The organism is Oscillibacter acetigenes (assembly GCF_025567605.1).
GTDB lineage: Bacteria > Bacillota > Clostridia > Oscillospirales > Oscillospiraceae > Oscillibacter > Oscillibacter welbionis.
The window spans coordinates 24,139-47,605 of sequence record NZ_JAOQKG010000006.1 but is presented as its reverse complement, the minus strand read 5'-3'; the positions used below and the strand labels follow the sequence as shown (position 1 = coordinate 47,605).

Here is a 23,467-nt window from a genome sequence, read left to right as displayed (position 1 = left end):
GCTTGTTTTGTTCGGATGCCCGGGCCGCTAGACCGCAGTCCTCTGCTGCGGAGAGCAGCAGGTGTTGCGCTCTACCAGCCGGGGGGCGATCAGCTTGTGGGTGACCTCCCCCGGCCCGCCGGAGTCGATCAGCTCCAGCAGCAGCCGCACAGCGCTCTCTGCCAGGGCCCCGGTGGGCTGGGCCAGAGTGCTGAGGCGGATTTTCGGCAGGGAGGCGTATTCGATATCGTCATAGCCCAGCAGGGAGATCCGGCCGGGAATGTCCAGTCCCAGCTCGTCTGCCGCCTGGAGGACACCCAGGGCCATGGCGTCAGAGGGAGCGAAGACCGCCGTCTGCGGGAAGGGGCGGGCGAACACCTGCCTGGCCAGCCGGTAGCCGTTGGGGGCGGAGGAGACGGCGCCGGGGTTGAAGACGGTCTCCACCTCCATGCCCCGCTCCCTGGCGATGGTGAGAAAGCCCTGGTGCCGGAGCACATGGGTGACGCTGTCCCGCCGGGGGCCCAGATACAGCACCCGCCGGTGCCCCAGCCGGGAGAGGTATCCGGCCGCCATGGCGCCGCCTACATAGTTGTCGGTGCTGACAGCGTTGATCCGCTGGAGCGTAGCGGTCGGGGACACATCCCCCAGCAGCACGGAGGGCGTCCCCCGTGCGTGGCGCCGCAGCAGATCGGGCGCGGCGCTGCTGGCACTGACCAGCAGAATGCCGTCCACCCGGTGACTTACCAGAAAGTCGAACAGGGCGGCGGTTTCGCTGCCCCCTACCCGGCCGCAGCACAACATGATCTGGTAGTCCTGTTCCTGGGCGTAGCGCTCCAGGTGCAGCACGATGGAGGCGTGAAAAGGGCCGGAGAGCTCCGGCAGAATGACGCCCAGCACACGGGTCCGGCTGGAGACTAGGCTCCGAGCCAGCAGGTTGGAGCGGTAGCCCTGTTCCCGGCACACCTGGAGCACGCGCTCCCGGGTCTGGGAGTTGATCTCCGGCGCATTGTTCAGCGCCCGGGAAACGGTGGTGACGGAGACCCCGGCCAGCCGGGCAATGTCCCTGATGGTCATGCGGGCCATAAAAGTCCTCCTTCTGCTGTGCAGCTTTTTTCATAGAAGCATTATACCAGAATGCCGTTCCGGAAGATACTGGAGAAAATATATTAAAAACCCACAAAAACATGGTAAAACAGACGAAGAAACTTGACAGTTTCCCTGCCGGAATGGTATCTTAAAGGTGCTATTGGAAACGTTTGCACAAATAGGAGGGAGAACGGGATGCGGCGGACGACCATTAAGGACGTGGCAGCGCTGGCCGGGGTCAGCCCGGCCACTGTGTCCCGGACTCTGGACGACCGCCCGGAGATCAGCGCAGAGACCAAGGAACGGGTCCGGGCCGCCTGTGCCCAGCTGGGATACGTGCCCAACGCCGCCGCCAAGGGGCTCACGGGGCAGGCCACCCACACTCTGGGGGTAGTGGTGCCGGACGTGTCCAACCCCTACTTCACGGGCATCGCCACTGCCATTGAGGAGACGGCAGCGGAAAACGGGTACCGGGTGCTGTTGAGCAACTCCCTCCAGGAGGAGGGACGGGAGCTTCGAGCCATCGAGAACTTTCTGGCCCGGCAGATCGACGGCGTGCTGATCTCGCCCCTGTCCCGGGAGAGCCAGGCCAAGCACGCCGACCTGCTGGAGGGCACCCCCTGCGTGTACCTGGGCGTGAACCACGGGGAGAAGTGCAGCTATGTGATGGCGGACAATGAGGCGGGGGCGGCCATCGCCGTCCGGTATCTGCTGCAGCTGGGCCACCGGGACCTGGTGTTTTTGGGTGGGCGTGCGGACTCTCTCACCCGTGTGCAGCGGGTGCGGGGCTTTCGCCGGGCGCTGAGAGAGCACGGGCTCTCCGGCCGGGTGCTGCCCGCGCCGCCGGACACCCGGGAACTGCGCCAGTGGGCCTATGAACAGGCGTTGGCACTGTTCGGGGAGCGGACGCTGCCCCACGCCGTGCTGGCATTTTCAGACCTGACCGCCCTCAGAATTTTGGAGGCGGCGGAAGAGCGGGGGATCCGGGTGCCGGAGGACCTGTCCCTGGTGGGGTATGACAACGTCTCCTACGCCGCCATTCCCCGTATCCATCTGACCACTGTTTCGCAGCATAAATTTCAGCAGGGACGCATCGCCGTGGAGCGGCTGCTGTGCCAGATTCAGGGGGACCGGCGGCCGACAGCGGACCTGCTCCAGCCGGAGCTGGTGGTCCGCTCCACCTGCGCCCCCAGAACACAAGGAGGAAGGACACTATGAAGGGTATCCCCAATACGGAGCGCCAGCGCCTGGGTGCGCTGCTGGACCACGAGACGCAGGAGACGGTGATGGCCATGATCCCCCAGTTTTCGGAGACGGAGATCGGCGCACCGGTGCCGGCCCCGGCGGAGGTGCCGGAGGAGCTGGGCCTGCTGGTGTTCAATATGGAGCGGGGCGTCCACCTGGAGGAGCTGGGCGACTTTCTTCAGGACTGCCCGGGCGTCCGGCCCCTGGATGTGGTGCTGGCCAATGAGCTGGATGATGGCTGCGTCCGCTCTGGCGGCCGGAACACCGCGCGGGAGCTGGCGGAGCGGTTCGGCTGGAACTACGCCTACGGCCTGGAGTTCATCGAGCTGGTGAATGGGGAGGCCCCCAAGGGCTTCCACGGAAATGCGGTGTTCTCCCGCTGGCCCATCCGGCGGGCGTGGACCGTGCGGCTGCCGGAGCAGTACAACTGGTACTTCGACCGCCAGCGCCGGATTGGCGGGCGATGCGCGGTGCTGGCGGAGCTGGATGTGGGCGGTCGGCCTCTGGGCGTGGCCTCCATCCACCTGGAGAACCGCACCCATGGCGAGGGACGGCGGCTCCAGCTGGAGGCGGTGCTCCGTGCGGCGGAGGAACTGCTTCCCGGCATTCCGGTAGTGCTGGGGGGAGATCTGAACACCAACACCTTTGACGGCCGGGACAAGGACGCCATCCGGGAGATCGCGGGGAGTCCGGCACTCCAGCGCCGCTGTCTGGAAGACGTGGCGCAGTATGAGGCTGCCCTGACGGCGGCGGAGGCCATGGGCTACCGGGCAGTGCCGGAGACGCCCATTTTAACCCGGCGCAAGCCCCTGCCGGGCGGCGGATGCCTGGGCCTGCGGCTGGACTGGCTGCTGCTGCGGGGGATGACACCCACCAAGAGCCGCACCCTTTCTACCCGGACGGCGGACTGTGGCTTTGCCCGGCCGGACTCCGCCCTGGCTCGCTTTGCGGGGGAGGAGCTCTCGGACCACAACGCGGTGTGGGCCGCCTGCCGGATGGGAGTGAAGGACGCGAAGTGAATCGGCTCTTGGAGAGCGGCTGCCGCAGGCAGCCGCTTTTTTGTCCCGCAGGCCGTGAAAAAGCCTGCGGCAGAAGGGGCATTCGCCCCGGCCCTACATGAATAGAGGGCCGGAGCGGGCCCGGAAATTTACAATAATTGTGTTTTGTCTGACCGAATATGGGTATCCTATTGGACAGCGTGAGTTGTTTATGATAAAAGGGCATAAAACTTCATGGGCAGTGGGGCGCCGCGAAAATCAGCTGCCCCGGCGGCGCATGAAGTTTTCGCGCATGTGGGCTGTCCCGGTCCGTGCGCTGAAATTTCAGGCCGCGCCGTGGTCGGCGGCACACGGCCCTTTTGCGATGCGTCTGCATCGCAAAACGAGAGAGAAAGAGAGAGGAATGCACCCATGCCCAGAAAGACGATCCAGAAGAATCTTGCATACGACACGGAGCGGCAGCTGTATTACGCGGTGTTCCGGCAGGACGGACGGCGCTATACCCGCACCTACCGCACCAGGGAGGAGGCCCAGGCCGCGCTGGAGGGGAACTCCTGTGCCGACCGGCGCCTGCCGGGGAAGGACTGCACACTGGGGGAGTGGCTGACCTTCTGGCTGGAGGAGGTGGTGGCCCGGGACCGGGCGGAGAGCACGCTGTACGCCTACCGCAACATGGCACGCTGTCATGTGCTGCCTGCCCTGGGAAGGATCCCTCTGGCGGAGCTGACGCCCCTGCGTATCCAGGGCTATCTCTATGAGAAGATGAACCAGGGCCTGTCCCCCAACACGGTCATCAAGCACTATGTGATGCTGACCACGGCCCTGGGCATGGCGGTGCGGCTGGAGATGCTGGAACGCAGCCCCATGGACCGGGTGACGCCGCCCAAGAAGAAGGAGGCCCGCTTCAGCTTTTACTCCCCGGAGCAGCTGCAGCTGCTGTTCTCCGCCGTGTCCGGCACGATGATGGAGCTGCCGGTGAAGCTGGCGGCCTATCTGGGCCTGCGGCGCAGCGAGATCTGCGGCCTGCGGTGGGAGAATGTGGACCTGGAGGCGGGGCTGCTCTCCATCCGGGAGGTGCGCACAGAGGTGGGCGGCAGCGTGGTGCTGAAGTCCCCCAAGACCCGCACCTCCGCCCGGCGGCTGGGCATCACCGGGCTCCAGGACCTGCAGCAGGTGCTGCGGCGGGCGTGGGAGAGGCGGCGCAGCGACGACCCGAAGGAGTGGGTGGTGCTGCGGCAGGACGGGGCGCCCCCCAAGCCGGACCAGCTGACCCGGGACCTGCTGACGGTGGTGCGGCGGCAGGGGCTGCCCAAGATCTCCCTCCACGGCCTGCGGCACAGCTTTGCCTCGGTGGCCAACAGCCAGGGCGTGCCCATGTTCGATATCTCCCGCACCCTGGGGCACAGCTCCATGACCGTCACCAGCAACATCTACACCCACCTTTTTGACGACACGGAGGCCCAGGCCCTGGCCGCTGTGGCCAGAGCCATCGAAAAAGCCTGAATTTTACCGGCATTTTACAGCACCGCGCTTTTGAATTTCATCTGCCTCTGTCAATCTGATAAACGTGAAACGCCGCATCCCAGTGGGGAGCGCGGGAAGAAGGAGCGTCATACCCATGAAATTCGCCATTGTGGACCTGGGGTCCAACACCATCCGACTGTCCGTCTACAACACCCTGCCGGAGGGCGGATTCGACCTGCTGTTTTCCGAAAAGGAGATGGCGGGACTGGTCAGCTACGTCCACGGAGGGGTGCTCTCTCCGGAGGGAATCCAGCGGGCCTGCGGGGCCATCCGGGACTTTCAGGCGCTGCTGCGGCAGTTTGATCTGGACGCCCCCCACGTATTTGCCACCGCCTCCCTGCGGAACATCCGCAACACGGAGGAGGCAGTGGAGCAGATTCGGGCGGCCACCGGCGTGGGGGTGGATGTGATCTCCGGCGAGCTGGAGGCCAGACTGGGCTATTACGGCGCCCGGACGGCCACGGACTTGCAGGACGGCGCCATGTTCGACATTGGCGGCGGCAGCGCAGAGGTCCTGGAGGTCCGGGCCGGGGAGGTCAAAAAGGCCCAGAGCCTGCCCATCGGATCCCTGGAGCTGTTCAATCGCTGCGTGGACGGCCTGTGGCCCAAGAAAAAGGAGCTGGAGCGGATCCGCAGCACCGTGGCCGCGGCCCTGAAGGAGGCCCGGCTGCCGGCGCACCGGGCGGAACGGGTCTGCGGCGTGGGCGGCACGGCCCGGGCGGCGCTGAAAATCGCCAATGACTGGTATGAAAAGCCGGCGGGAAACCGCATCCTGACGCCTGCGGAGGTCCGCCGGCTGACAAAGCTGCTGTTGAAGCGGGACCACCAGGCGCGGAAGCAGATCCTGCGGCACTGCCCGGACCGGGTGCACACGATTCTGCCGGGCATCGTGCTGATGGATGCACTGACAGAGGCGCTGTGCGAAGGAGAGCTGTATATCAGTCCCTACGGCGTCAGGGAGGGATATCTGTGTCACAAGCTGCTGAACGCTGGGACCTGAGTTACACCCAGAACCGGGAACTCAGTTGGCTGGCCTTTGACCAGCGGGTGCTGGAGGAGGCGGCGGACCCCTCTGTGCCGCTGATGGAGCGTCTGCGCTTTCTCTCCATCTTCACCAGCAACCTGGACGAGTTCTTCATGGTGCGGGTGGGAAGCCTGACGGACCTAGCCCTAGTGGCCCCGAACGCCCGGGAAAACAAGGGCGGGTTCTCCCCGGCGGAACAGCTGCGGCGGATCTATGCCGCCGTGGTGCCGCTGGTCCGGCAGCGGGACCAGGTATACCGGGAGCTGATGGAGGCCCTGGCGGAACATGGGGTGGCGGATATCCCCTACAAGGAGCTGAAAAATGGTGAGCGGGAGTATGTGCGGGCCTGGTACCGGGAGGCCATGCGCCCGTTGCTGATGCCCCAGATCATCGACCCCAGCCACCCCTTTCCCCACCTGAAGAACAAGACCCTGTATGCCGCCGCCCTGCTGCGGGAGGGAGACAAGCGGCGGCTGGGCATCGTGGGGGTGCCGGATGTGGTGCCGCCCATCCTGCCTCTGCCGGCCCGGCCCGGCGCCTTCGTGCGGACGGAGGACATTCTGGCCCACCACCTGCGGAAGATCTTCAAGATCTATCAGATCGAGGAGCAGGCGGTGGTGTCCGTCACCCGGAACGCAGACATCAGCTATGATGAGGCTATGGACCAGGAGGACCTGGACCTGCGCGCCCAGATGACCAAGCTGCTGCGCCAGCGGGAGCGGCTGGCCCCGGTGCGGCTGGAGATGCAGGGGGAGGCCCCGGCTCTGCAGGCCATGCTGCTCCGGCGGCTGAGGCTGACGGCGGAGCAGAGCTATGTGTGCACCTGCCCGCTGGTTCTGAAATACGCCTACCAGCTGGACAGTCTGGACAGCGCCCTCTTTTACCCGCCCCACGCGCCGGCATATCCCGCCTGGCTGGACCGGGAGGTGCCCATGTGGGAGCAGATCCGCCAGCGGGACGTGCTGCTGTTCTATCCCTACCACTCCATGCAGCCGTTTCTGGACCTGCTGCGCCAGAGCGCCGCGGACCCGGCGGTGGTGTCCATCCAGATGACCATTTACCGGGTGGCGGGGAAGTCCGCCGTCATCAAGCACCTGTGCGCCGCGGCGGAGAACGGCAAGGCCGTGACGGTGCTGGTGGAGCTGCGGGCCCGCTTTGACGAGGGCAACAACATCACCTGGGCCCGGGAGCTGGAGGAGGCCGGGTGCCGGGTGATTTACGGACCCGCCGGCTATAAGTGCCACGGCAAGATCTGCCTCATCACCCGAAAGGAGAAGACGGGGCTCAGCTATGTGACTCAGATCGGCACGGGCAATTACAACGAAAAGACCGCGGCGCTGTACACAGACTTCTCCCTGTTGACGGCGGATCGGACCATTGCCGCCGATGGCGTGGCCTTTTTCCAGAATATGCTGATCGGCGATTTGCGGGGCAGCTACGGTAAGCTGCTGGTGGCGCCGGTGTCCCTGAAGCAGACGCTGTTACGGCTCATCGACGGGGAGATCGCCCGGGGCGACCGGGGGCGGATTATCCTGAAGACCAACGCCGTCACGGAGCGGGAGCTGATCGACAAGCTGGCGGAGGCCTCCCAGGCAGGAGTGCGGGTGGACCTGATCGTCCGGGGCATCTGCTGCCTGGTGCCCGGCGTGCCGGGCAAGACGGACCATATCACCGTGACCAGCATCGTGGGGGAGTTTCTGGAGCACTCCCGCATCTACTGCTTCGGGGAGGGTGCCCTGCGGCAGATGTACTTATCCTCTGCGGACATCATGACCCGAAATCAGGAGCGGCGGGTGGAGATCGCCTGCCCGGTGGAGAGCCGGGAGGTGCAGGACTTCCTCTCGGACTATCTGGCCCGGCTTCTGGGAGACAATGTGAAGGCCCGGCGGATGCTGCCGGACGGGGGCTTTGTCCGGGCGGAGCAGGCCGGCGCGGTGCCGGTTTCCGTCCAGCAGTTCTATCTGGACCATCCTCCCCAGATGCGGGCCACGGAGCGGGGAAAGGGCCGTGGCTGGAGACTGCCGGAGCTGTTCCGGAAGCGGAAGTAAAAGCAGCAGGAGCGGGAGTCCTTATGGGCTCCCGCTCCTGACAGCTGGAAAACAGGCCGCGTCACGGCCGCCCGCCCATCAGGCGGGAGATGTTGGCGGCAGTGGCCTTCACGGCACGAGTCATCACGTCCAGCTCTTCTTTCATACGGAAGGTGGGACCGGCGATGCTGACCGCCGCCACCACCGTCTGGTCCAGACCGAAGATGGGGGCGCCCACGCAGATCAGGCCGGGTTCGATCTCCCCGTCGTCAATGGCGAAGCCGTTGATCCGGGCCTGGGCCAGCTGCTCCCGCAGCAGGTCCGGGGAGAAGACGGTGCGGTCCGTCAGCCGCTGCATCTGGGGCAGGTCCCGGCAGTAGGCGTCCACATAATCGGGATCGTGAAAGGCCAGCATGATCTTGCCGCCGCTGGTGGCGTGGGCCGGGGCTCGGGTGCCCACTTTCGTGTTGCACACCACGGAGCGGAAGGTCTCCACTTTGTCCAGATAAAAGATCTCCCGGTCCAGCATCACGCTGAGGTTGATGGTCTCCTTCACAGTGGCGGACAGCTTTTCCAGCTCCGGCCGGGCGGTACTGCGCAGATCGGAGTGGCTGAGGACGGTGCTGGAGAGCAGCAGGAGGCGTGGCCCCACCCGGTAGCTCTTGCGGACGGGATCCTGGACCAGATAACCCCGGTCCGTGAGGGTGGAGAGCTGGCGGTGGACAGTGGTGGTGGGCAGATCCAGCTGTGCCACCAGGCGCTTCAACGTCCATTCCGTCTCGTTATCCATGAAGCACTCCAAAATCTCCAGGGCGCGGAGGATGCTGGATACCTGTTCTTTTGCCATAAATCGGCCGCTCCTTTTTGGCGATATCATAGAAACATTCTGCCTTGACAAATGTTTGTCTATATAATATCATAAATCATAAGGAAAGAAAACAGGATCCGTAATTTTCCGTGGAAATGCTTCGTGTCGGGCCGCAGTTGCGGCTTTGGTTTTTGACACAATTTTGGAAAATGATCCCGTTCTACGGAAAAGCTGCCGCTTTTTTGGATACATGTCCAGAAAAGACCGGCAGCTTTGACAATTCTACCCAAAGGAATTCGCTTCCACCATACGGAATTATTGGAAATCAGGCAAGTTATGCGGCTGGCCGCATATCGAATATAGGAGGAAAGGAGGAGCCGGGGAAGCCGCGGGGAAAGACTTCCCGACAGATGATTCAGCCAATCGAAAATGGAGCGCATGAAGTTATTTGGGAGGTAGAATATGTTTATCATCGACATCATGATGGCGATTTCCAACTGGCTGTGGGGATGGCCGCTTCTGATCCTGACATCCGCAGTCGCCGTGTATCTGTCCGTCCGCTTTAAGTTCTTCCAATTCACCAGGTTCGGACACGCCATGAAGAACACGTTCGGCAAGATCTTCGACAAGGGCGACGGCGAGGGCGATATTTCCCCGTTCCAGGCCTGCTGCACGGCGCTGGCCTCCACGCTTGGCGTGGGGAACATCGCCGGTGTATCGGTGGCCATCGCCACCGGCGGCCCTGGCGCCGTATTCTGGATGTGGGCCGTGGCCCTCATGGGCTTCATCGTGAAGTTTTCCGAGATCACCCTGGGCATGGCCTACCGGGAGCGGGATCCTGAGACCGGCAGATGGCACGGTGGCTTCTATTGGTATGTGCGCCGGGGGCTGGGCAAGAGCTGGAAGTGGCTGGGCATTTTCTGGGCTGTGATCCTGGGCTGCGCCATGGTGTTTGCGCCCGCCGTGCAGGCCAACTCTGTGGTGGAGGCGATTCGGGTCTCCTTTGACGTTCCCGGCTGGATCGTGGGCGTGATCTTTGCCGTCATCATGGCCGTTGTGCTGGTGGGCGGCATCAAGAGTATCTCCTCCTTTGCGGAGAAGGTGGTCCCCCTGATGGCGCTGGCCTATGTGATCGGCAGCATCTTTATTCTGGTAAAGTTCGGCAGCAACATCCCGCACGTCTTTGCGATGATTTTTGAGTACGCCTTTACGCCTATGGCTGCCACCGGCGGCTTTGCCGGCTCCACCGTGATGCTGGCCATCCGTTGGGGCCTGGCCCGCGGCGTGTACTCCAATGAGGCCGGCACCGGCATGGCGCCGCTGGCCCACTCCTCCTCTTCCGCCAACCATCCGGTGAAGCAGGGCCTGTGGGGCATCAGCGAGGTGTTCGTGGACACCATCATCGTCTGCACCATGACCGCTCTGGTGGTCCTGTGCACCGGCGTGTGGACCGAGGGCGGCACCGGCGCGGCCCTGACCGCCACTGCTTTCGGCGCCGGTTTCGGCAACGCCATCGCTGGCACGGTGTTCGTGGTGGCCATCATCACCTTCTTTGCCTTCACCACCGCGCTGGTCAATGTGTACTACGGTGAGATCTGCATGACCGTCCTGGGCGGCAAGAAGTTCATTCTGCCCTACCGGCTCCTGGGCTGCGCCTTCGCCATCATCGGCTCTGTGGGCGCCCTCAGTGTGCTGTGGAATCTCTTCGACTTCTTCTTCGGTGTGTGCGCCGTGTGTAACCTGGTGGTCTGCTTCCTGATGCGCAAGCAGATCGGCGCACTGATCAACGATTACCTGACCCGGCTGAAGTCCGGCAAGTGGGAGCCCACCAGTGAGGCGGCGGCCAACGCCATCCCGGAGCTGTGGGTGAACGACAAGGCTGCGAAGTAAGGAACTGCCTGCTGCGCATTCGGCGTGCCCGCTTTCGGAACGGGTGCGCCGGGTGCGCGTGAGAAGATGATCAAAAGGAGATGTTACCAATGGAACAGGAACTGCGCATTTCCCAGCGGGCGAAGCAGTATCCAGCGTCCGGCATCCGAAAGATGTTTGATCTGGCGGCCCAATACCCGGAGGCGATCAAGCTGACGGTGGGCGAACCCAACTTCGACACGCCCCAGTACATCAAGGACGCGGCGAAGAGAGCCCTGGACGAGGGGCAGACCCATTACGCGCCCAACGCCGGCACCACAGAGCTGCGGGAGGCTGTGGCCGCCAAGTACCGGAAGCAGTACTGGGAGGGCTATACCAAAGACCACGTCATCATCACCGTGGGGGCCATGGAGGGCTTGTTCCTGGCCATGATGACGCTGCTGGACCCGGGCGATGAAATCCTGGTGCCGGATCCCTGCTTCCCCAACTACTACGGGCAGGCCAGCAGCATCGGCGCCAGAGCGGTGCCCGTCCCCACGTATGAGGAATATGACTACCGGATCCAAGCGGCGGATATCGAAAAGGCCGTCACACCCCGGACCCGGGCGATCCTGCTGAACTCCCCCTGCAATCCCACCGGCGCGGTGCTGACGAAGGAGGACATCCTGGCCATCGCCAAGGTGGCGAAGACCCATGACCTGTGGGTGCTGACAGACGAGCCCTATGACGCCATCGTATACGACGGCATCCAGCCGTACAGCATGGCCCAGGTGCCCGAGATGCAGGACCGCGTGATGGTGCTGAACAGCTTCTCCAAGTCCTATGCCATGACCGGCTGGCGGATCGGCTATCTGGTAGCGCCGGAGCCGGGGTACATCAAGAAAATGGCGCAGCTGCAGGAGGGGGTGGCCTCCTGTGTGTCCACCTTCACCCAGGCGGCGGCGGTGGAGGCCCTGAAGAGCACGGCGTGCGTGGACCAGATGGTGGCGGACTACACCCGCCGCCGGGACATTCTGGTGGACGGACTCAACGCTATCCCCGGCATCACCTGCAAGAAGTCCGCGGGCAGCTTCTACGCCTTCCCCAACATCAAGGCATTCGGCAAGACCTCCCAAGCGTTTGCGGAGGAGCTGCTGGAGAACGCAGGAGTGGTGACGGTGCCCGGCTCCGCCTTCGGCGACATGGGCGAGGGCTATCTGCGGCTGGTATTCGCCAACTCCGACGAAAACCTGAAGGAGGCGGTGCGCAGGATCGCCGACTATGTGGCCCGGGCCTATCCCGGTATAAAGTAAGCTCCCTGGAGTGCCGTCCGCTGCCCCGGAGCGGGCAGCGGACGGTGTTGAGGCAATGAGAACAGACCAAGTGAGATCGAAAGGAAAACAGGAGACATGGCTAAGAAAAAACTAGTAGTAATGGATGGTAACACCGCCGCGGCGTACGCGTCCTACGCGTTCACAGAGGTGGCGGCCATCTTCCCCATCACGCCATCTTCCGTGATGGCGGAGAAGGTGGACGAGTGGTCCGCCAAGGGGAGGACCAACATCTTCGGAAAACCCGTGGAGGTCATTGAGATGCAGTCCGAGGCGGGGGCCGCAGGCACCTGCCACGGATCCCTGCAGGCGGGCGCGCTGACCACCACCTACACGGCCTCTCAGGGCCTGCTGCTGATGATCCCGCCTATGTACAAGATCGGCGGCGAGTTCCTGCCCGGCGTGTTCCACATCTCCTGCCGGACTGTCAGTGCCCACGCCCTGTCCATCTTCGGCGACCACTCCGACGTGATGACCTGCCGAATGACCGGCTTCGGCATGCTGATGTCCTCCTCCCCCCAGGAGGCCATGGACCTGGGCGCGGTGGCCCACCTGTCCGCCATCGGCGGCCGGTATGCCTTCATGCACTGCTTCGACGGCTTCCGCACCTCCCACGAGATGCAGCGGATCGAGGCGCTGGACTATGACGACCTGGCCAAGCTGGTGGACTATGACCAGCTGGCGGCGTTCCGCAAGAACGGCCTGAACCCGGAGCACCCCTCCACCCGGGGCACGACGGTGAATCCGGACGTGTTCTTCCAGTGCAAGGAGGGCGCCAACGAGAAGATCGCCACGATCCCCGGCGTGGTCCAGCACTACATGGATGAGATCAACAAGCTCACCGGCCGGGATTACAAGCTGTTCAACTACTACGGCGCGCCCGATGCGGAGGAAGTCATCGTCATCATGTGCTCCGGTGCGGAGACGGTGAAGGACACGGTGGACTATCTGAACAGGAAGGGCCGCAAGGTGGGCATGGTGCAGGTGCACCTGTACCGCCCCTTCTCCATCCGGCATTTTGTGGATGCGATCCCCGCCACCTGCAAGAAGATCGCCGTGCTGGACCGGACGAAGGAGTCCGGCTCCGTGGGTGAGCCGCTGTATCTGGATGTGCAGAGCGCCCTGCAGCAGGCGGGGCGGAAGGACATCGTGGTGGTGGGCGGTCGGTACGGCCTGGCCTCCAAGGACACCACGCCCGGCCAGATCGTGGCGGTGTACGACAACCTGGCCAAGGAGGAGCCCAAGAACAGCTTCACCATCGGCATCGAGGACGACGTGACCTTCACCTCCTTGCCTTATGAGGAGATCGCCCTGGACTATCCCGGACAGGTATCCTGCAAGATCTGGGGCCTGGGCGGCGACGGCACGGTGGGCGCCAACAAGAACGCCATCACCACCATCGGCCTGGCGGCAGACAAGTACGCCCAGGCGTATTTCTCCTACGATTCCATGAAGTCCGGCGGTCTGACCCAGAGCCACCTGCGGTTCGGCGACCAGCCCATTCACGCCACGTATCTGGTATCCGCGGCGGACTTCGTGGGCGTCCACGCGCCCACCTATGTGGACAAATATGACACCACCGCGGACCTCAAGGACGGCGGCACATACCTGCTGAACTGTCCCTGGAGCGCGGAGGAGCTGGAGGAGCGGCTGCCCGCCAAGATGAAGCGGGACCTGGCCAACAAGCACGCCAACTTCTACATCATGGACGCCACGAAGCTGGCTCGGGACCTGGGCCTGGGCAACCGGATCAACACGATTCTCCAGGCGGCCTTCTTCCAGCTGACCAAGGTGATCCCCATCGACCTGGCGGTGGAGGAGATGAAGCAGGGCAACTACAACTCCTACTTCAAAAAGGGCGGCCAGGAGATCGTGGACCTGAACAACCGGGCTGTGGACGTGGGTCTGACCGGCATGACGAAGGTGGAGGTCCCCGCCGCCTGGGCGGACGCCAAGGACGGCGCGCCGGAGGAGCTGAAGGGCACGGACTTCGTCAAGGAGATCGTGGTGCCCATGGACCGCCAGCACGGCGACAAGCTGCCGGTGTCCCTGTTCAAGAGGCACAACTGCCTGGACGGCACCTGGGAGAATGGCACCACCGCATACTCCAAGCGGGGCGTGGCTGTCACGGTGCCCCAGTGGAATCCCGACGTGTGCATCCAGTGCAACCGCTGTGCCATGGCGTGTCCCCACGCGGCCATCCGGCCCGTGCTGCTGACGGAGGAGGAGAAGGCCGGTGCGCCGGAATCCTTCGTCACCGTGCCCGCCAAGGGCCTGGGCAAGGACGCCCCTGCCTATTCCTTCCGGATGCAGGTCTCTCCCTACGACTGCCTGGGCTGCGGCGTGTGCCTGACCGCCTGCCCGGCCAAGGGGGCGCTGGAGATGGTGCCCTTCGAGACCCAGAGGGAGCAGCAGCCCAACTTCGACAACTACGCGATGAACGAGAAGCTGCTGAAGAAGGACATTATCAGCGACAAGAGCGTGAAGACGGCCCAGTTCGCCAAGCCCTACTTCCAGTTCTCCGCCGCCTGCGCGGGCTGCGCGGAGACCACCTACATCAAGCTGGTGACCCAGCTGTTCGGCAGCCGCATGTACGTGGCCAACGCCTCCGGCTGCTCCTCCGCCTACGGCGGTGCCATGCCCATGACGCCCTACTCCTGCGACAGCCGGGGCTTTGGACCCTGCTGGGAGCAGTCCCTGTTCGAGGACAACGCGGAGTTCGCCTACGGCTTCCTGCGGGCCCACGGGTCCATCCATGGGGAGGTGGAGCTGCGGCTGAAAGCCCTGAAGGAAAAGGGTGTGGCCGTATCTGAGATCGGGGAGTATCTTGCCAAGTGGCAGGACCCGGCCGTGACCCGGGAGGTGTCCGACGCGCTGATCGCCGCCCTGGAGAAGGCGGAGCCCACGGAGGAGGGCGCCTTTGTCCTGCAGAACAAGGAGTATCTGACCAAGAAGAGCGTGTGGGCCTTCGGCGGCGACGGCTGGGCTTACGACATCGGCTTCGGCGGCATTGACCACGTGCTGGCCCAGAACCGGGACATCAACATGCTGGTGATGGATACGGAGGTGTACTCCAACACTGGCGGACAGTCCTCCAAGGCGACGCCCACTGCGGCAGTGGCCAAGTTCGCCGCCGGCGGCAAGGAGGTCAAGAAAAAGGACCTGGGCGCCATCGCCATGAGCTACGGCTACATCTACGTGGCCCAGGTGGCCATGGGCTACGACCAAGCCCAGACCCTGAAGGCCATCCGGGAGGCAGAGTCCTATCCCGGCCCGGCCATCGTCATCGCTTACTGCCCCTGCCTGGAGCACGGTATCAAGGCGGGCATGAGCTGCACGCAGGAGGAGATGAAGAAGGCGGTGGAGTGCGGCTACTGGCATCTGTACCGGTATGATCCCCGCCGGATCGCGGAGGGGAAGAACCCCTTCCAGCTGGATTCTCCCGAGCCCGACAGCGGCAAGATGATGGACTATCTGAAGGGCGAGAACCGCTATGCCTCCCTGCAGATCAACTTCCCGGACCGGGCCCAGCGCCTGTACGAGAAGACCGTCCAGGACGCCAAGGACCGCTACGCCAAGTATCGCAAAATGGCTGAGGACTGAGCATTCCCCACGCTTACCTCTCTGAACCAAACAGGAAAAAGCGCCGTGCGCATGTGCGCACGGCGCTTTTTCCTGCTCAAGGGCCGCCCGCCGCGGGAGGAGAGACGCACAACAGGCGGCAGGTACAGAAGCACAAAAAGGCCCGGCGGAGAAGCCGGGCCTTTTTGGCCGCCTCCGGCAGGGTGGGGAAAGACCGGGACGGCGAAAAGGAGGTACGCGGATCCGCGGGAAAGCGGGGCTGCTCCCAATGTAGGAGAGGAGGAGCGGCCCCGCAGCGGGATCAATTACAGCGTATCCAAAACCGTCTTGAAATCGTCGATGATATCCTCGGGATCCTCCAGACCCACACTGATGCGGACCAAGCCCTCGGAGATGCCGGCGGCTGCCAGCTCTTCGGCAGAATAGGTGGAGTGGGTCATGGTGGCGGGATGCTCCACCAGAGTTTCCGCATCGCCCAGAGACACGGCGATGGTGCACAGCTGCAGCTTGTTCAGCGCGGCGGCAACAGCGGCGCGGTCGGCCTTCAGCTCGATGGAGATCATGCCGCCGGGCAGCTTCATCTGCTTGGCCGCGATCTCGTGACCGGGGAAGGTGTCCAGGCCGGGATAATAGACCTTGGCCACCGCGGGATGGCTGGTGAAGAACGCCGCCACCTTCTGGGCGTTGGCGCAGTGGCGCTCCATGCGGATGTCCAGGGTCTTCAGGCCCCGGGCCATCAGGAACGCATCAAAGGGACTCAGGACGGCGCCGGTCATATCCTTCAGGCCGAACATCCGGCACTGGGAGATGAAGTCCGCCTTGCCCACCACGATGCCTGCGATCACGTCGCCGTGGCCGTTGAGGTACTTGGTGGCGCTGTGAACCACCACGTCCGCGCCCAGCTCCAGAGGACGCTGCAGGTACGGTGTGCAGAAGGTGTTGTCCACGATCACCCGGATGTCGGGGTTGAAGGCATGGGCCGTCTTGGCGATCAGCTCGATGTCCAGCAGCTTCAGCGTGGGGTTGCAGGGGGTCTCGAAGTACACCACCCGGGTCTTGTCGGTGAGGTTCTTCTTCAGGTTCTCAATGTCGGACAGGTCCGTCAGGGTGACCTTCACGCCGAACTTGGTCATGCCATGGTTCAGCAGCGCGTATGTACAGCCGTACAGCGTCTCATCCGCCACGATCTCGTCCCCGGCCACCACAGAGGTCCACAGGGCGGAGGAGATGGCGCCCATGCCGGAGGCCGCGGCCATGGCGGCCTCGCCGCCCTCCAGGGAGGCCAGCTTCTCCTCAACAGCGCCCAGAGTGGGGTTGCCCAGACGGGTGTAGATATATCCGCCCTCCTCGCCGGCGAACCGGGCGCCGCCCTGCTGGACGGTGGAGAATGCGAAGGTGGAGGTCTGATAGATGGGGGCGCACAAGGAGCCCGCCGCGTTTTCCATGTGGCCGGCGTGGATCTGACGCGTGGCAAAACCGAACTTTTTCTCCGTGTTCATACAGTCGATCTTCCTTTCTTCACCGGCCCCTCCGGAGACGCTCCGCAGGGGCAAAATTGACTGGTATTCAAATTTTCGCTATCAGAGAGACTCTGACGCGGCTGCGGGGATAGAGAGAAGAGAGGGGGAAAATCTGTGCATCCATCGAAAAACGCAGGTGATATTAAACAGAAAACTTCTCAAATAACTGATATCTTTTGTTTGGTTCTACTTATAGAATAGCACAAAGGGCGCAAAGCTGTTAATATGCGTTTTGCGGGATGCGTTGACAGTTTTTTTGATAACGATTTGACAACCAGCTCAAAATGCCTATAATAGAAAAGTGAGATCGAAAGGGGAAGAGGAGGCTTTCTATGACGTTTCAGCAGCTTGAGTACATCGTGGAGATCTCCAAATGCGGCTCCATCAACAAGGCGGCCCAGAAGCTGTTCCTGTCCCAGTCGGGGATTTCCACGGCGGTGCGGGAGCTTGAGAACGAACTGGGCATTCGGGTGCTGGCCCGCAGCAACCGGGGCGTGGAGTTCACGCCGGAGGGCAAGGAGTTTCTCAGCTACGCCGTCTCCCTGCTGGAGCAGAAGCGCGGGATCGAGAGCCTGTATGGTGAGGCACGCAACGCCGCGGCTCCGGTGCGCTTTTCCGTTTCCTGCCAGCGGTATCCCTTTGCAGTGGACGCGTTTTTGAGGCTGCTCCGAATCGCCGGTGAAAACCGCTTCCGATTTGGCCTCCGGGAGACAGGGATGGACGGTGTGATTGACGACGTCTATGACCACCGGGCGGACGTGGGCGTCATCTGCCTGACGGATCTGACGGAGAAGATTATCTGCCGGCTGCTGGACGCCCGGGAGCTGGAATTCCACGAACTGGCCGCCGTCTGCCCCTGTATCTATGTTCGCGGGGGGCATCCGCTGGCTGGCCGCTCCAGCGTAACGGAGGAGGAACTGGACGGATATCCGTATGTGGCGTTTGAGCACGACCAAGGCGTGGCGTCGGACTTTTTCGAGGAGTACCCCATGGTCTCTCTGAAAAAGCCGGCAAAGTGCATCAGCGTGAACAACCGGGCCACGGCGATGTACGTGCTGGCGTCCACCGATGCGTTCACCTCCGGCAGCGGCCTGCTGTCGGAGGGGCTGGCGGACGGAAGCGTAGTCACGATCCCGCTGCTGGGGAAGACCTCGGTCCACCTGGGCTGGATCCACATCCGCAGCAGCCGGCCCTCTCCGCTGACGGAGCAGTTCGTCCGCCTGCTGGAGGAGGCGCTGGCGGATTCCATCGCCTTCACCAGGCGGCTTCAGGAGGGGACCTGACAGAGGAGAAAAAGACCGGGCGCCTCAGGGCGCCCGGTCTTTTTTTAGCAAGAGACACGCAGGTCAGATGGGCGTCTGCGCGGACTCCTGCCGCTCCAGCTCCAGAGAAGCCTTCTTGGCAGCCACGCCGGACTCCGCCACATCGTACTCCCAGTTCCAGGGGTCCTTGCGGCAGATGCCGTCGGCGAAGGGAATGAAAATGGAGAGGATGCCCACGGCGGCCAGAATCCAGCAGTACCACATATAGGGCAGGATGTCTATGGGGTTCATGGTCACGCCGTATATCGTGGTGAGGCTGGCGGCAGTCAGCAGCTGGGCGCCCCAGGGGATCATGCCCTGAAGCACGCAGGAGAACACGTCCAGCAGAGAGGCGGTGCGGCGGGGATCCACTTTGTGGATTCGGCTCATGTTTTTGGCCATGGGGCCGCTGACAATGATGGCCACCGTATTGTTGGCAGTGGCACAGTTTGCCAGGGACACCAGAGCCGCGACACCCACCTGGGCGGACTTGTTGCCCTTCATCATGCGGCCCAGCTTTTCGATCAGCCAAGTGATGCCGCCGTTGTGGGCGATCATCTCAGACATGCCGCCGCAGAACAGGGACAGGAAGAAGACCTCGTTCATGCCGGTGAAACCGTTCCAGATGCTTTGGGCAAAGAGTGGGATATCCAGATCGCCAAGGGCCAGGCCGATGATGCCGGCGGCGAAGATGCCGATGGTCAGCACCAGGAACACATTCATGCCGATCAGCGCCAGTACCAGCACGGCGAGGTAGGGAATGACCTTGATGACGTTGAAAGACAGATTTCCCATCTCCGTCACGGTCTCAGGCCGGCCTACGACCAGCAGCACGATGATGGTGATGATAGCCGCCGGCAGGGCAATGAGGAAGTTCACCCGGAACTTGTCCCGGAGCTGGCAGCCCTGGGTGCGGGTGGCGGCAATGGTGGTGTCGGAGATCATAGAGAGGTTGTCGCCGAACATGGCACCGCCCACGCAGGCGCCCAGAAACAGGGGAAGGCTCAACCCGCCCTTTTCCGCCACGCCCACAGCGATAGGAACAATGGCGCTGATGGTGCCCATGGAGGTGCCGGTGGCGGTGCCCATGAACGCGGAGATCACGAACACGCCGGCGGCCAGGAAGTGCACGGGAATGACGCTGAGACCCAGATTCACGGTGGCGTCCACGCCGCCCATGGCACTGGCCACGGTGGAGAAGGCGCCGGCCAGGATGTAGATCATCAGCATGGTCAGGACGTTCTCGTTGGCGGCGCCCTTGGCGAAGACTGTGAATTTCTGATCGATGGTGCCCTTGCCCTGGCAGAAGGCCAGCAGCAGGGCAATGAACATGGCTGTGACAGAGGGGAACTGGTAGAAGGCCATCTCTACACCCTGTGCCTGGAAGTACAGGCCAGCACCTAGATAGATGACAATAAATAGCAGGAACGGGAGCAACGCGGAACCTTTGCCTTTTTTCTCCAGAGTTTCCATATACGTACCTCCTTATGTGCTCTTTCCTCTTTTCATACACCTCTGTTCGTCTGAATGCACAGTTTTTAAGATATAAGCGCCTTCTTCTCTGTACAATATTATAGCATCTGCGGAGGAGAAACTGCTAGAACGGATCTTATGCAACCGGCTATCACATTTACAGATAACAAAGGACATGGACGCAGAGACCGCTGTGCAGCAGGTGCCGCCGGTGTTTTACCTGTAAAAGGTTGGAAAATAAGGGGATTTGGAGAGAACTGTTGCTTTTACCCGGGGGAGCCGGTATAATCGAACATGAAACAGCAGGGTGTCTGGACACGGACAGCCCGGAAAACAGGAGGCAGCCATGACCATCAAAAGCGATATCGAGATCGCCCAGGAGGCGAAGCCCCTTCCCATCACGGATATTGCGGACGCCTGCGGGATGGATGGAGCTTATATAGAGCAATACGGCAGATACAAAGCCAAGATCGACAACCGCTTTCTGAAGGAGACAAATCGGCCGGACGGTAAGCTGGTTCTGGTGACCGCTATCACCCCCACCCCTGCCGGGGAAGGCAAGACCACCACTACGGTAGGGCTGGCGGACGGGCTGCGGCGGATCGGCAGAAATGCCGTGGTGGCCCTGCGGGAGCCCTCCCTGGGGCCGGTGTTCGGCATCAAGGGCGGCGCCGCCGGCGGCGGCTATGCCCAGGTGGTGCCTATGGAGGACATCAATCTCCACTTCACCGGGGACTTTCACGCCATCGGCGCGGCCAACAACCTGCTGGCGGCGATGTTGGACAATCACATCCAGCAGGGTAACGCCCTGGGGATCGACGTCAAGCGGATTACGTGGCGGCGGTGTGTGGATATGAACGACCGGCAGCTGCGCAGCATCGTGGATGGCCTGGGGGGCCGGATGCAGGGTGTGCCCCGGGAGGACGGATTTGATATCACCGTGGCCAGCGAGGTCATGGCCGTGCTGTGTCTGGCATCGGACATCCCGGATCTGAAAGCCCGTCTGGGGCGGATCGTGGTGGGCTACACCTATGATGACGCCCCGGTGACCGCTGCCGACCTGAAGGCGGCCGGCGCCATGGCGGCCCTGCTGAAGGACGCTCTGAAGCCCAATCTGGTTCAGACGCTGGAGCATACTCCGGCCCTGATCCACGGCGGACCCTTTGCCAACATCGCCCACGGCTGCAACTCCGTCACCGCCACCCGGATGGCTCTGAAGCTGGGGGACTATGCCATCACGGAAGCGGGCTTCGGCGCGGATCTGGGGGCGGAGAAGTTTCTGGACATCAAGTGCCGCATGGCGGGGCTGAAGCCCGACGCGGTGGTGGTCGTGGCCACGGTCCGGGCATTGAAGCACCACGGCGGCGCAGCCAGAGCGGAGCTGGGCAGAGAGGATCTAGCGGCCCTGGAGCGGGGACTGCCCAACCTGCTCCAGCATGTGGACAATATCAAAAACGTATTTGGCCTGCCCTGCGTGGTGGCCATCAATGCGTTCCCCACGGACACGGCGGCGGAGCTGAAGCTGGTAGAGGAGAAATGCCGGGAGCTGGGGGTGAGCGTGGCCCTCAGCGAGGTGTGGGCCAAGGGCGGCGCCGGCGGAACTGCTTTGGCAGAGGAGGTAGTCCGGCTGTGTGAGCAGCCATCCGACTTCCGGTACAGCTATGCGCTGGGGGGGTCCATCGAAGAGAAGCTGGAGACTATCTGCCGGCGGATTTACCATGCGGACGGCGTGGTACTGACGCCTGCCGCCCAGAAGCAGGCCCGGCGGCTGACAGAGCTGGGGTTCGGGGAACTGCCCATCTGCATGGCCAAGACCCAGTACAGCTTTTCCGATGACCCCTCCCTGCTGGGAGCGCCCCGGGGCTTCACTGTGACGGTCCGGAACCTGAAAGTGTCCGCTGGGGCAGGCTTTCTGGTGGCCCTGACGGGAGATATCATGACCATGCCGGGATTGCCGAAAGTACCGGCCGCGGAGCGGATCGATGTGGATGAGAACGGCCGGATCAGCGGGCTGTTCTGAGGCATGGTCATACCGCCGCGGGAGCGGCGTCCAAGCGTTTTGCCGGAGGCAAAACCTTGAGCTGGACGGGCTGGGCCTGCCCAACTGGATTAAATGCGGAGTCCCCGCGGGACCTGTCCCGTGAGGGGCCATACCGGGACTGCCGAAAGTACCGGCCGCGGAGCGGATCAATGGGGACGAGAACGGCCGGATCAGCGGGCTGTTCTGGACGCTGTGGGACGGGAAACAAAACCGGCGGCCCGGCATCTGCCGGACCGCCGGTCCCACTACAAAGGAAATTTATGGGACAAAGCGGCCGCCCGGAAGGGCGGCCGCTTTGTGTGTTTTGAAGAGGGGGAGAATCACAGTCCCTGGGCGATCATGGCCGTGGAGATCTTCTTGAAAGCGGCGATGTCATTACCGGCAATCAGGTCGTATCCCAGACCGTACTCCTCCGCCGCCGCGGCGGAGGCATCATAGATGCCGCCCATGATCTGCTTCAGGCGGCTGTCCACCTCCTGGCGGGTCCAGCTGTACCGCAGGCTGTTCTGGACCATCTCCAGGGCGGAAACCACCACGCCGCCGGATCCGGAGGCCTTGGAGCCTGCGGTGAGGATCTTGGGACTCAGCCGCAGGAGGCGCAGGGCCTCGGCGGTGGCGGGCATATTGGCCGCCTCCACATAGTAGCGGACGTTGTTGGCCACAATCATCACGGCATCCTCCACGTCCAGCTCATTCTGGGTGGCGCAGGGGATCACGATGTCCACCGGCACTTCCCAGGGCCTTTTGCCGGGGAAGAACTCCACGCCGAAGCGGTCGGCGTAAGGCTCCACCTTGTCGGCGCCGCCGGCGCGCATGGACAGCATGAAATCGAACTTCTCCTGGGTGCAGACGCCGTCGGGATCGTAGACATAGCCGTCCGGCCCGGAGAGGGTGACCACCTTGCCGCCCAGCTCCGCGCTCTTGCGGCACACGCCCCAGGACATGTTGCCGAAGCCGGAGACGGCCAGGCGCTTGCCCTCCAGGGTCTCGCCCTGGTGTTCCAGCATCCGGGCCAAGAAGTAAACAGTGCCGAAGCCGGCGGCCTCCTGGCGGATGACGCTGCCGCCGTAGGTCAGGCCCTTGCCAGTAAGAGCGCTGCTCTCCGCCTTTCCGGTGAGCCGCTTGTACTGGCCATAGAGATAGCCGATCTCCCGGGAGCCCACACCGATGTCACCGGCGGGGATGTCGGTGTCTGCGCCGATCAGACGGTACAGGGCTGTCATGAAGCTCTGGCAGAAGCGCATGATCTCCCGGCTGCTCTTGCCCCGGGGATCAAAATCCGCGCCGCCGGCGGCGCCGCCGATAGGCAGCCCCGTCAGGGCGTTTTTGTAGGTCTGCTCAAAGCCCAGGAACTTCACGATAGAGGGGTTGACGGAGGGATGGAACCGCAACCCACCCTTGTAGGGGCCGATGGCGCTGTTGAACTGCACCCGGTAGCCGTGGTTGGTGTGGGCCATGCCCTGATCGTCCATCCAGGGCACAGTGAAGGTCAGCATTCGATCCGGCTCCACCATTCGGGTCAGCAGGTCCACCCGCTCATAGATGGGATTGTCCTCCAGGGCCGGGGCAATCATCTCCAGCCAGGTGAGAACGGCCTGGAGATACTCCGGCTGGCCGGCGTACCGCTGCTGGAGGTCGGCGGACACGCGGGAAACATAGTCGCTCATGCAGATGCCCTCC

15 protein-coding genes are annotated in these 23,467 nt (G+C 63.2%); 10 read left to right on the top strand and 5 right to left on the bottom strand.

The window, feature by feature from the left end:
* Positions 1-27: 27 nt before the first annotated feature.
* Positions 28-1,062 carry a LacI family DNA-binding transcriptional regulator gene (locus OCV80_RS12600; protein WP_136891279.1) on the bottom strand — a complete coding sequence of 345 codons (1,035 nt, stop codon included), beginning with the start codon at positions 1,060-1,062 and terminating at the stop codon, positions 28-30.
* 198 nt (positions 1,063-1,260) lie between these two features.
* Here OCV80_RS12600 and OCV80_RS12595 point away from each other — a divergent pair, with 198 nt between their 5' ends.
* The 5 genes from OCV80_RS12595 to ppk1 all read left to right on the top strand — a co-directional run bounded on the left by OCV80_RS12595 (position 1,261) and on the right by ppk1 (position 7,904).
* Positions 1,261-2,283 carry a LacI family DNA-binding transcriptional regulator gene (locus tag OCV80_RS12595; protein ID WP_021750785.1) on the top strand — a complete coding sequence of 341 codons (1,023 nt, stop codon included), beginning with the start codon at positions 1,261-1,263 and terminating at the stop codon, positions 2,281-2,283.
* Entirely contained in the window at positions 2,280-3,329 is a 1,050-nt protein-coding gene (locus OCV80_RS12590) for an endonuclease/exonuclease/phosphatase family protein (protein ID WP_267288445.1), read from the top strand. Before OCV80_RS12595 ends, OCV80_RS12590 begins: the two co-directional genes overlap by 4 nt.
* Before the next feature lie 390 nt (positions 3,330-3,719).
* Positions 3,720-4,811 (top strand): tyrosine-type recombinase/integrase, encoded by a 1,092-nt coding sequence (locus tag OCV80_RS12585; protein WP_158629762.1) that lies wholly within the window; start codon positions 3,720-3,722, stop codon positions 4,809-4,811.
* A 115-nt stretch (positions 4,812-4,926) separates the two neighbouring features.
* Positions 4,927-5,832 carry a Ppx/GppA phosphatase family protein gene (locus OCV80_RS12580; protein ID WP_267288444.1) on the top strand — a complete coding sequence of 302 codons (906 nt, stop codon included), beginning with the start codon at positions 4,927-4,929 and terminating at the stop codon, positions 5,830-5,832.
* Positions 5,802-7,904, top strand: coding sequence for a polyphosphate kinase 1 (ppk1, locus tag OCV80_RS12575; protein WP_158629761.1), 2,103 nt, complete (start codon positions 5,802-5,804; stop codon positions 7,902-7,904). Before OCV80_RS12580 ends, ppk1 begins: the two co-directional genes overlap by 31 nt.
* Before the next feature lie 61 nt (positions 7,905-7,965).
* On the opposite strand, the gene OCV80_RS12570 is transcribed toward ppk1, so the two are convergent.
* Positions 7,966-8,730 (bottom strand): IclR family transcriptional regulator, encoded by a 765-nt coding sequence (locus OCV80_RS12570; protein ID WP_025544391.1) that lies wholly within the window; start codon positions 8,728-8,730, stop codon positions 7,966-7,968.
* A 423-nt stretch (positions 8,731-9,153) separates the two neighbouring features.
* On the opposite strand from OCV80_RS12570, the gene OCV80_RS12565 reads away from it, so the two are divergent.
* The 3 genes from OCV80_RS12565 (at position 9,154) to nifJ (ending at position 15,473) form a co-directional block, all read left to right on the top strand.
* Positions 9,154-10,581, top strand: a complete 1,428-nt coding sequence (locus OCV80_RS12565; protein ID WP_119311811.1) for an alanine/glycine:cation symporter family protein — start codon at positions 9,154-9,156, stop codon at positions 10,579-10,581.
* An 89-nt stretch (positions 10,582-10,670) separates the two neighbouring features.
* On the top strand, positions 10,671-11,852 hold the full coding sequence (locus OCV80_RS12560; RefSeq protein ID WP_136891274.1) for a pyridoxal phosphate-dependent aminotransferase: 1,182 nt from the start codon (positions 10,671-10,673) through the stop codon (positions 11,850-11,852).
* 96 nt (positions 11,853-11,948) lie between these two features.
* Positions 11,949-15,473 (top strand): pyruvate:ferredoxin (flavodoxin) oxidoreductase, encoded by a 3,525-nt coding sequence (gene nifJ / locus OCV80_RS12555; protein ID WP_136891273.1) that lies wholly within the window; start codon positions 11,949-11,951, stop codon positions 15,471-15,473.
* Positions 15,474-15,757: 284 nt separating this feature from the next.
* Here the strand turns inward: nifJ and megL are convergent, their stop codons facing one another.
* Positions 15,758-16,951 carry a methionine gamma-lyase gene (megL, locus tag OCV80_RS12550; RefSeq protein WP_021750393.1) on the bottom strand — a complete coding sequence of 398 codons (1,194 nt, stop codon included), beginning with the start codon at positions 16,949-16,951 and terminating at the stop codon, positions 15,758-15,760.
* Between the two features lie 353 nt (positions 16,952-17,304).
* On the opposite strand from megL, the gene OCV80_RS12545 reads away from it, so the two are divergent.
* Entirely contained in the window at positions 17,305-18,255 is a 951-nt protein-coding gene (locus tag OCV80_RS12545) for a LysR family transcriptional regulator (RefSeq protein ID WP_021750391.1), read from the top strand.
* A gap of 63 nt (positions 18,256-18,318) precedes the next feature.
* Here the strand turns inward: OCV80_RS12545 and OCV80_RS12540 are convergent, their stop codons facing one another.
* Positions 18,319-19,746, bottom strand: coding sequence for a Na+/H+ antiporter NhaC family protein (locus tag OCV80_RS12540; protein WP_267288443.1), 1,428 nt, complete (start codon positions 19,744-19,746; stop codon positions 18,319-18,321).
* A 346-nt stretch (positions 19,747-20,092) separates the two neighbouring features.
* Here OCV80_RS12540 and OCV80_RS12535 point away from each other — a divergent pair, with 346 nt between their 5' ends.
* A complete protein-coding gene (locus OCV80_RS12535) occupies positions 20,093-21,766 on the top strand; it encodes a formate--tetrahydrofolate ligase (RefSeq protein ID WP_174233005.1) in 1,674 nt (557 codons plus the stop codon).
* A gap of 341 nt (positions 21,767-22,107) precedes the next feature.
* On the opposite strand, the gene gdhA is transcribed toward OCV80_RS12535, so the two are convergent.
* Positions 22,108-23,454 carry an NADP-specific glutamate dehydrogenase gene (gene gdhA / locus OCV80_RS12530; protein WP_021748968.1) on the bottom strand — a complete coding sequence of 449 codons (1,347 nt, stop codon included), beginning with the start codon at positions 23,452-23,454 and terminating at the stop codon, positions 22,108-22,110.
* Between the last annotated feature and the right edge of the window lie 13 nt (positions 23,455-23,467).

Bases quoted from the DNA above. Each gene is read 5' to 3' on its own strand.
- OCV80_RS12590 (WP_267288445.1), top strand. From the start codon at position 2,280: ATGAAGGGTATCCCCAATACGGAGCGCCAGCGCCTGGGTGCGCTGCTG.
- OCV80_RS12600 (WP_136891279.1), bottom strand. From the start codon at position 1,062: ATGGCCCGCATGACCATCAGGGACATTGCCCGGCTGGCCGGGGTCTCC.
- OCV80_RS12545 (WP_021750391.1), top strand. From the start codon at position 17,305: ATGACGTTTCAGCAGCTTGAGTACATCGTGGAGATCTCCAAATGCGGC.
- OCV80_RS12540 (WP_267288443.1), bottom strand. From the start codon at position 19,746: ATGGAAACTCTGGAGAAAAAAGGCAAAGGTTCCGCGTTGCTCCCGTTC.
- megL (WP_021750393.1), bottom strand. From the start codon at position 16,951: ATGAACACGGAGAAAAAGTTCGGTTTTGCCACGCGTCAGATCCACGCC.
- OCV80_RS12560 (WP_136891274.1), top strand. From the start codon at position 10,671: ATGGAACAGGAACTGCGCATTTCCCAGCGGGCGAAGCAGTATCCAGCG.
- OCV80_RS12585 (WP_158629762.1), top strand. From the start codon at position 3,720: ATGCCCAGAAAGACGATCCAGAAGAATCTTGCATACGACACGGAGCGG.
- OCV80_RS12595 (WP_021750785.1), top strand. From the start codon at position 1,261: ATGCGGCGGACGACCATTAAGGACGTGGCAGCGCTGGCCGGGGTCAGC.
- OCV80_RS12570 (WP_025544391.1), bottom strand. From the start codon at position 8,730: ATGGCAAAAGAACAGGTATCCAGCATCCTCCGCGCCCTGGAGATTTTG.
- gdhA (WP_021748968.1), bottom strand. From the start codon at position 23,454: ATGAGCGACTATGTTTCCCGCGTGTCCGCCGACCTCCAGCAGCGGTAC.
- OCV80_RS12535 (WP_174233005.1), top strand. From the start codon at position 20,093: ATGACCATCAAAAGCGATATCGAGATCGCCCAGGAGGCGAAGCCCCTT.
- OCV80_RS12565 (WP_119311811.1), top strand. From the start codon at position 9,154: ATGTTTATCATCGACATCATGATGGCGATTTCCAACTGGCTGTGGGGA.
- nifJ (WP_136891273.1), top strand. From the start codon at position 11,949: ATGGCTAAGAAAAAACTAGTAGTAATGGATGGTAACACCGCCGCGGCG.
- OCV80_RS12580 (WP_267288444.1), top strand. From the start codon at position 4,927: ATGAAATTCGCCATTGTGGACCTGGGGTCCAACACCATCCGACTGTCC.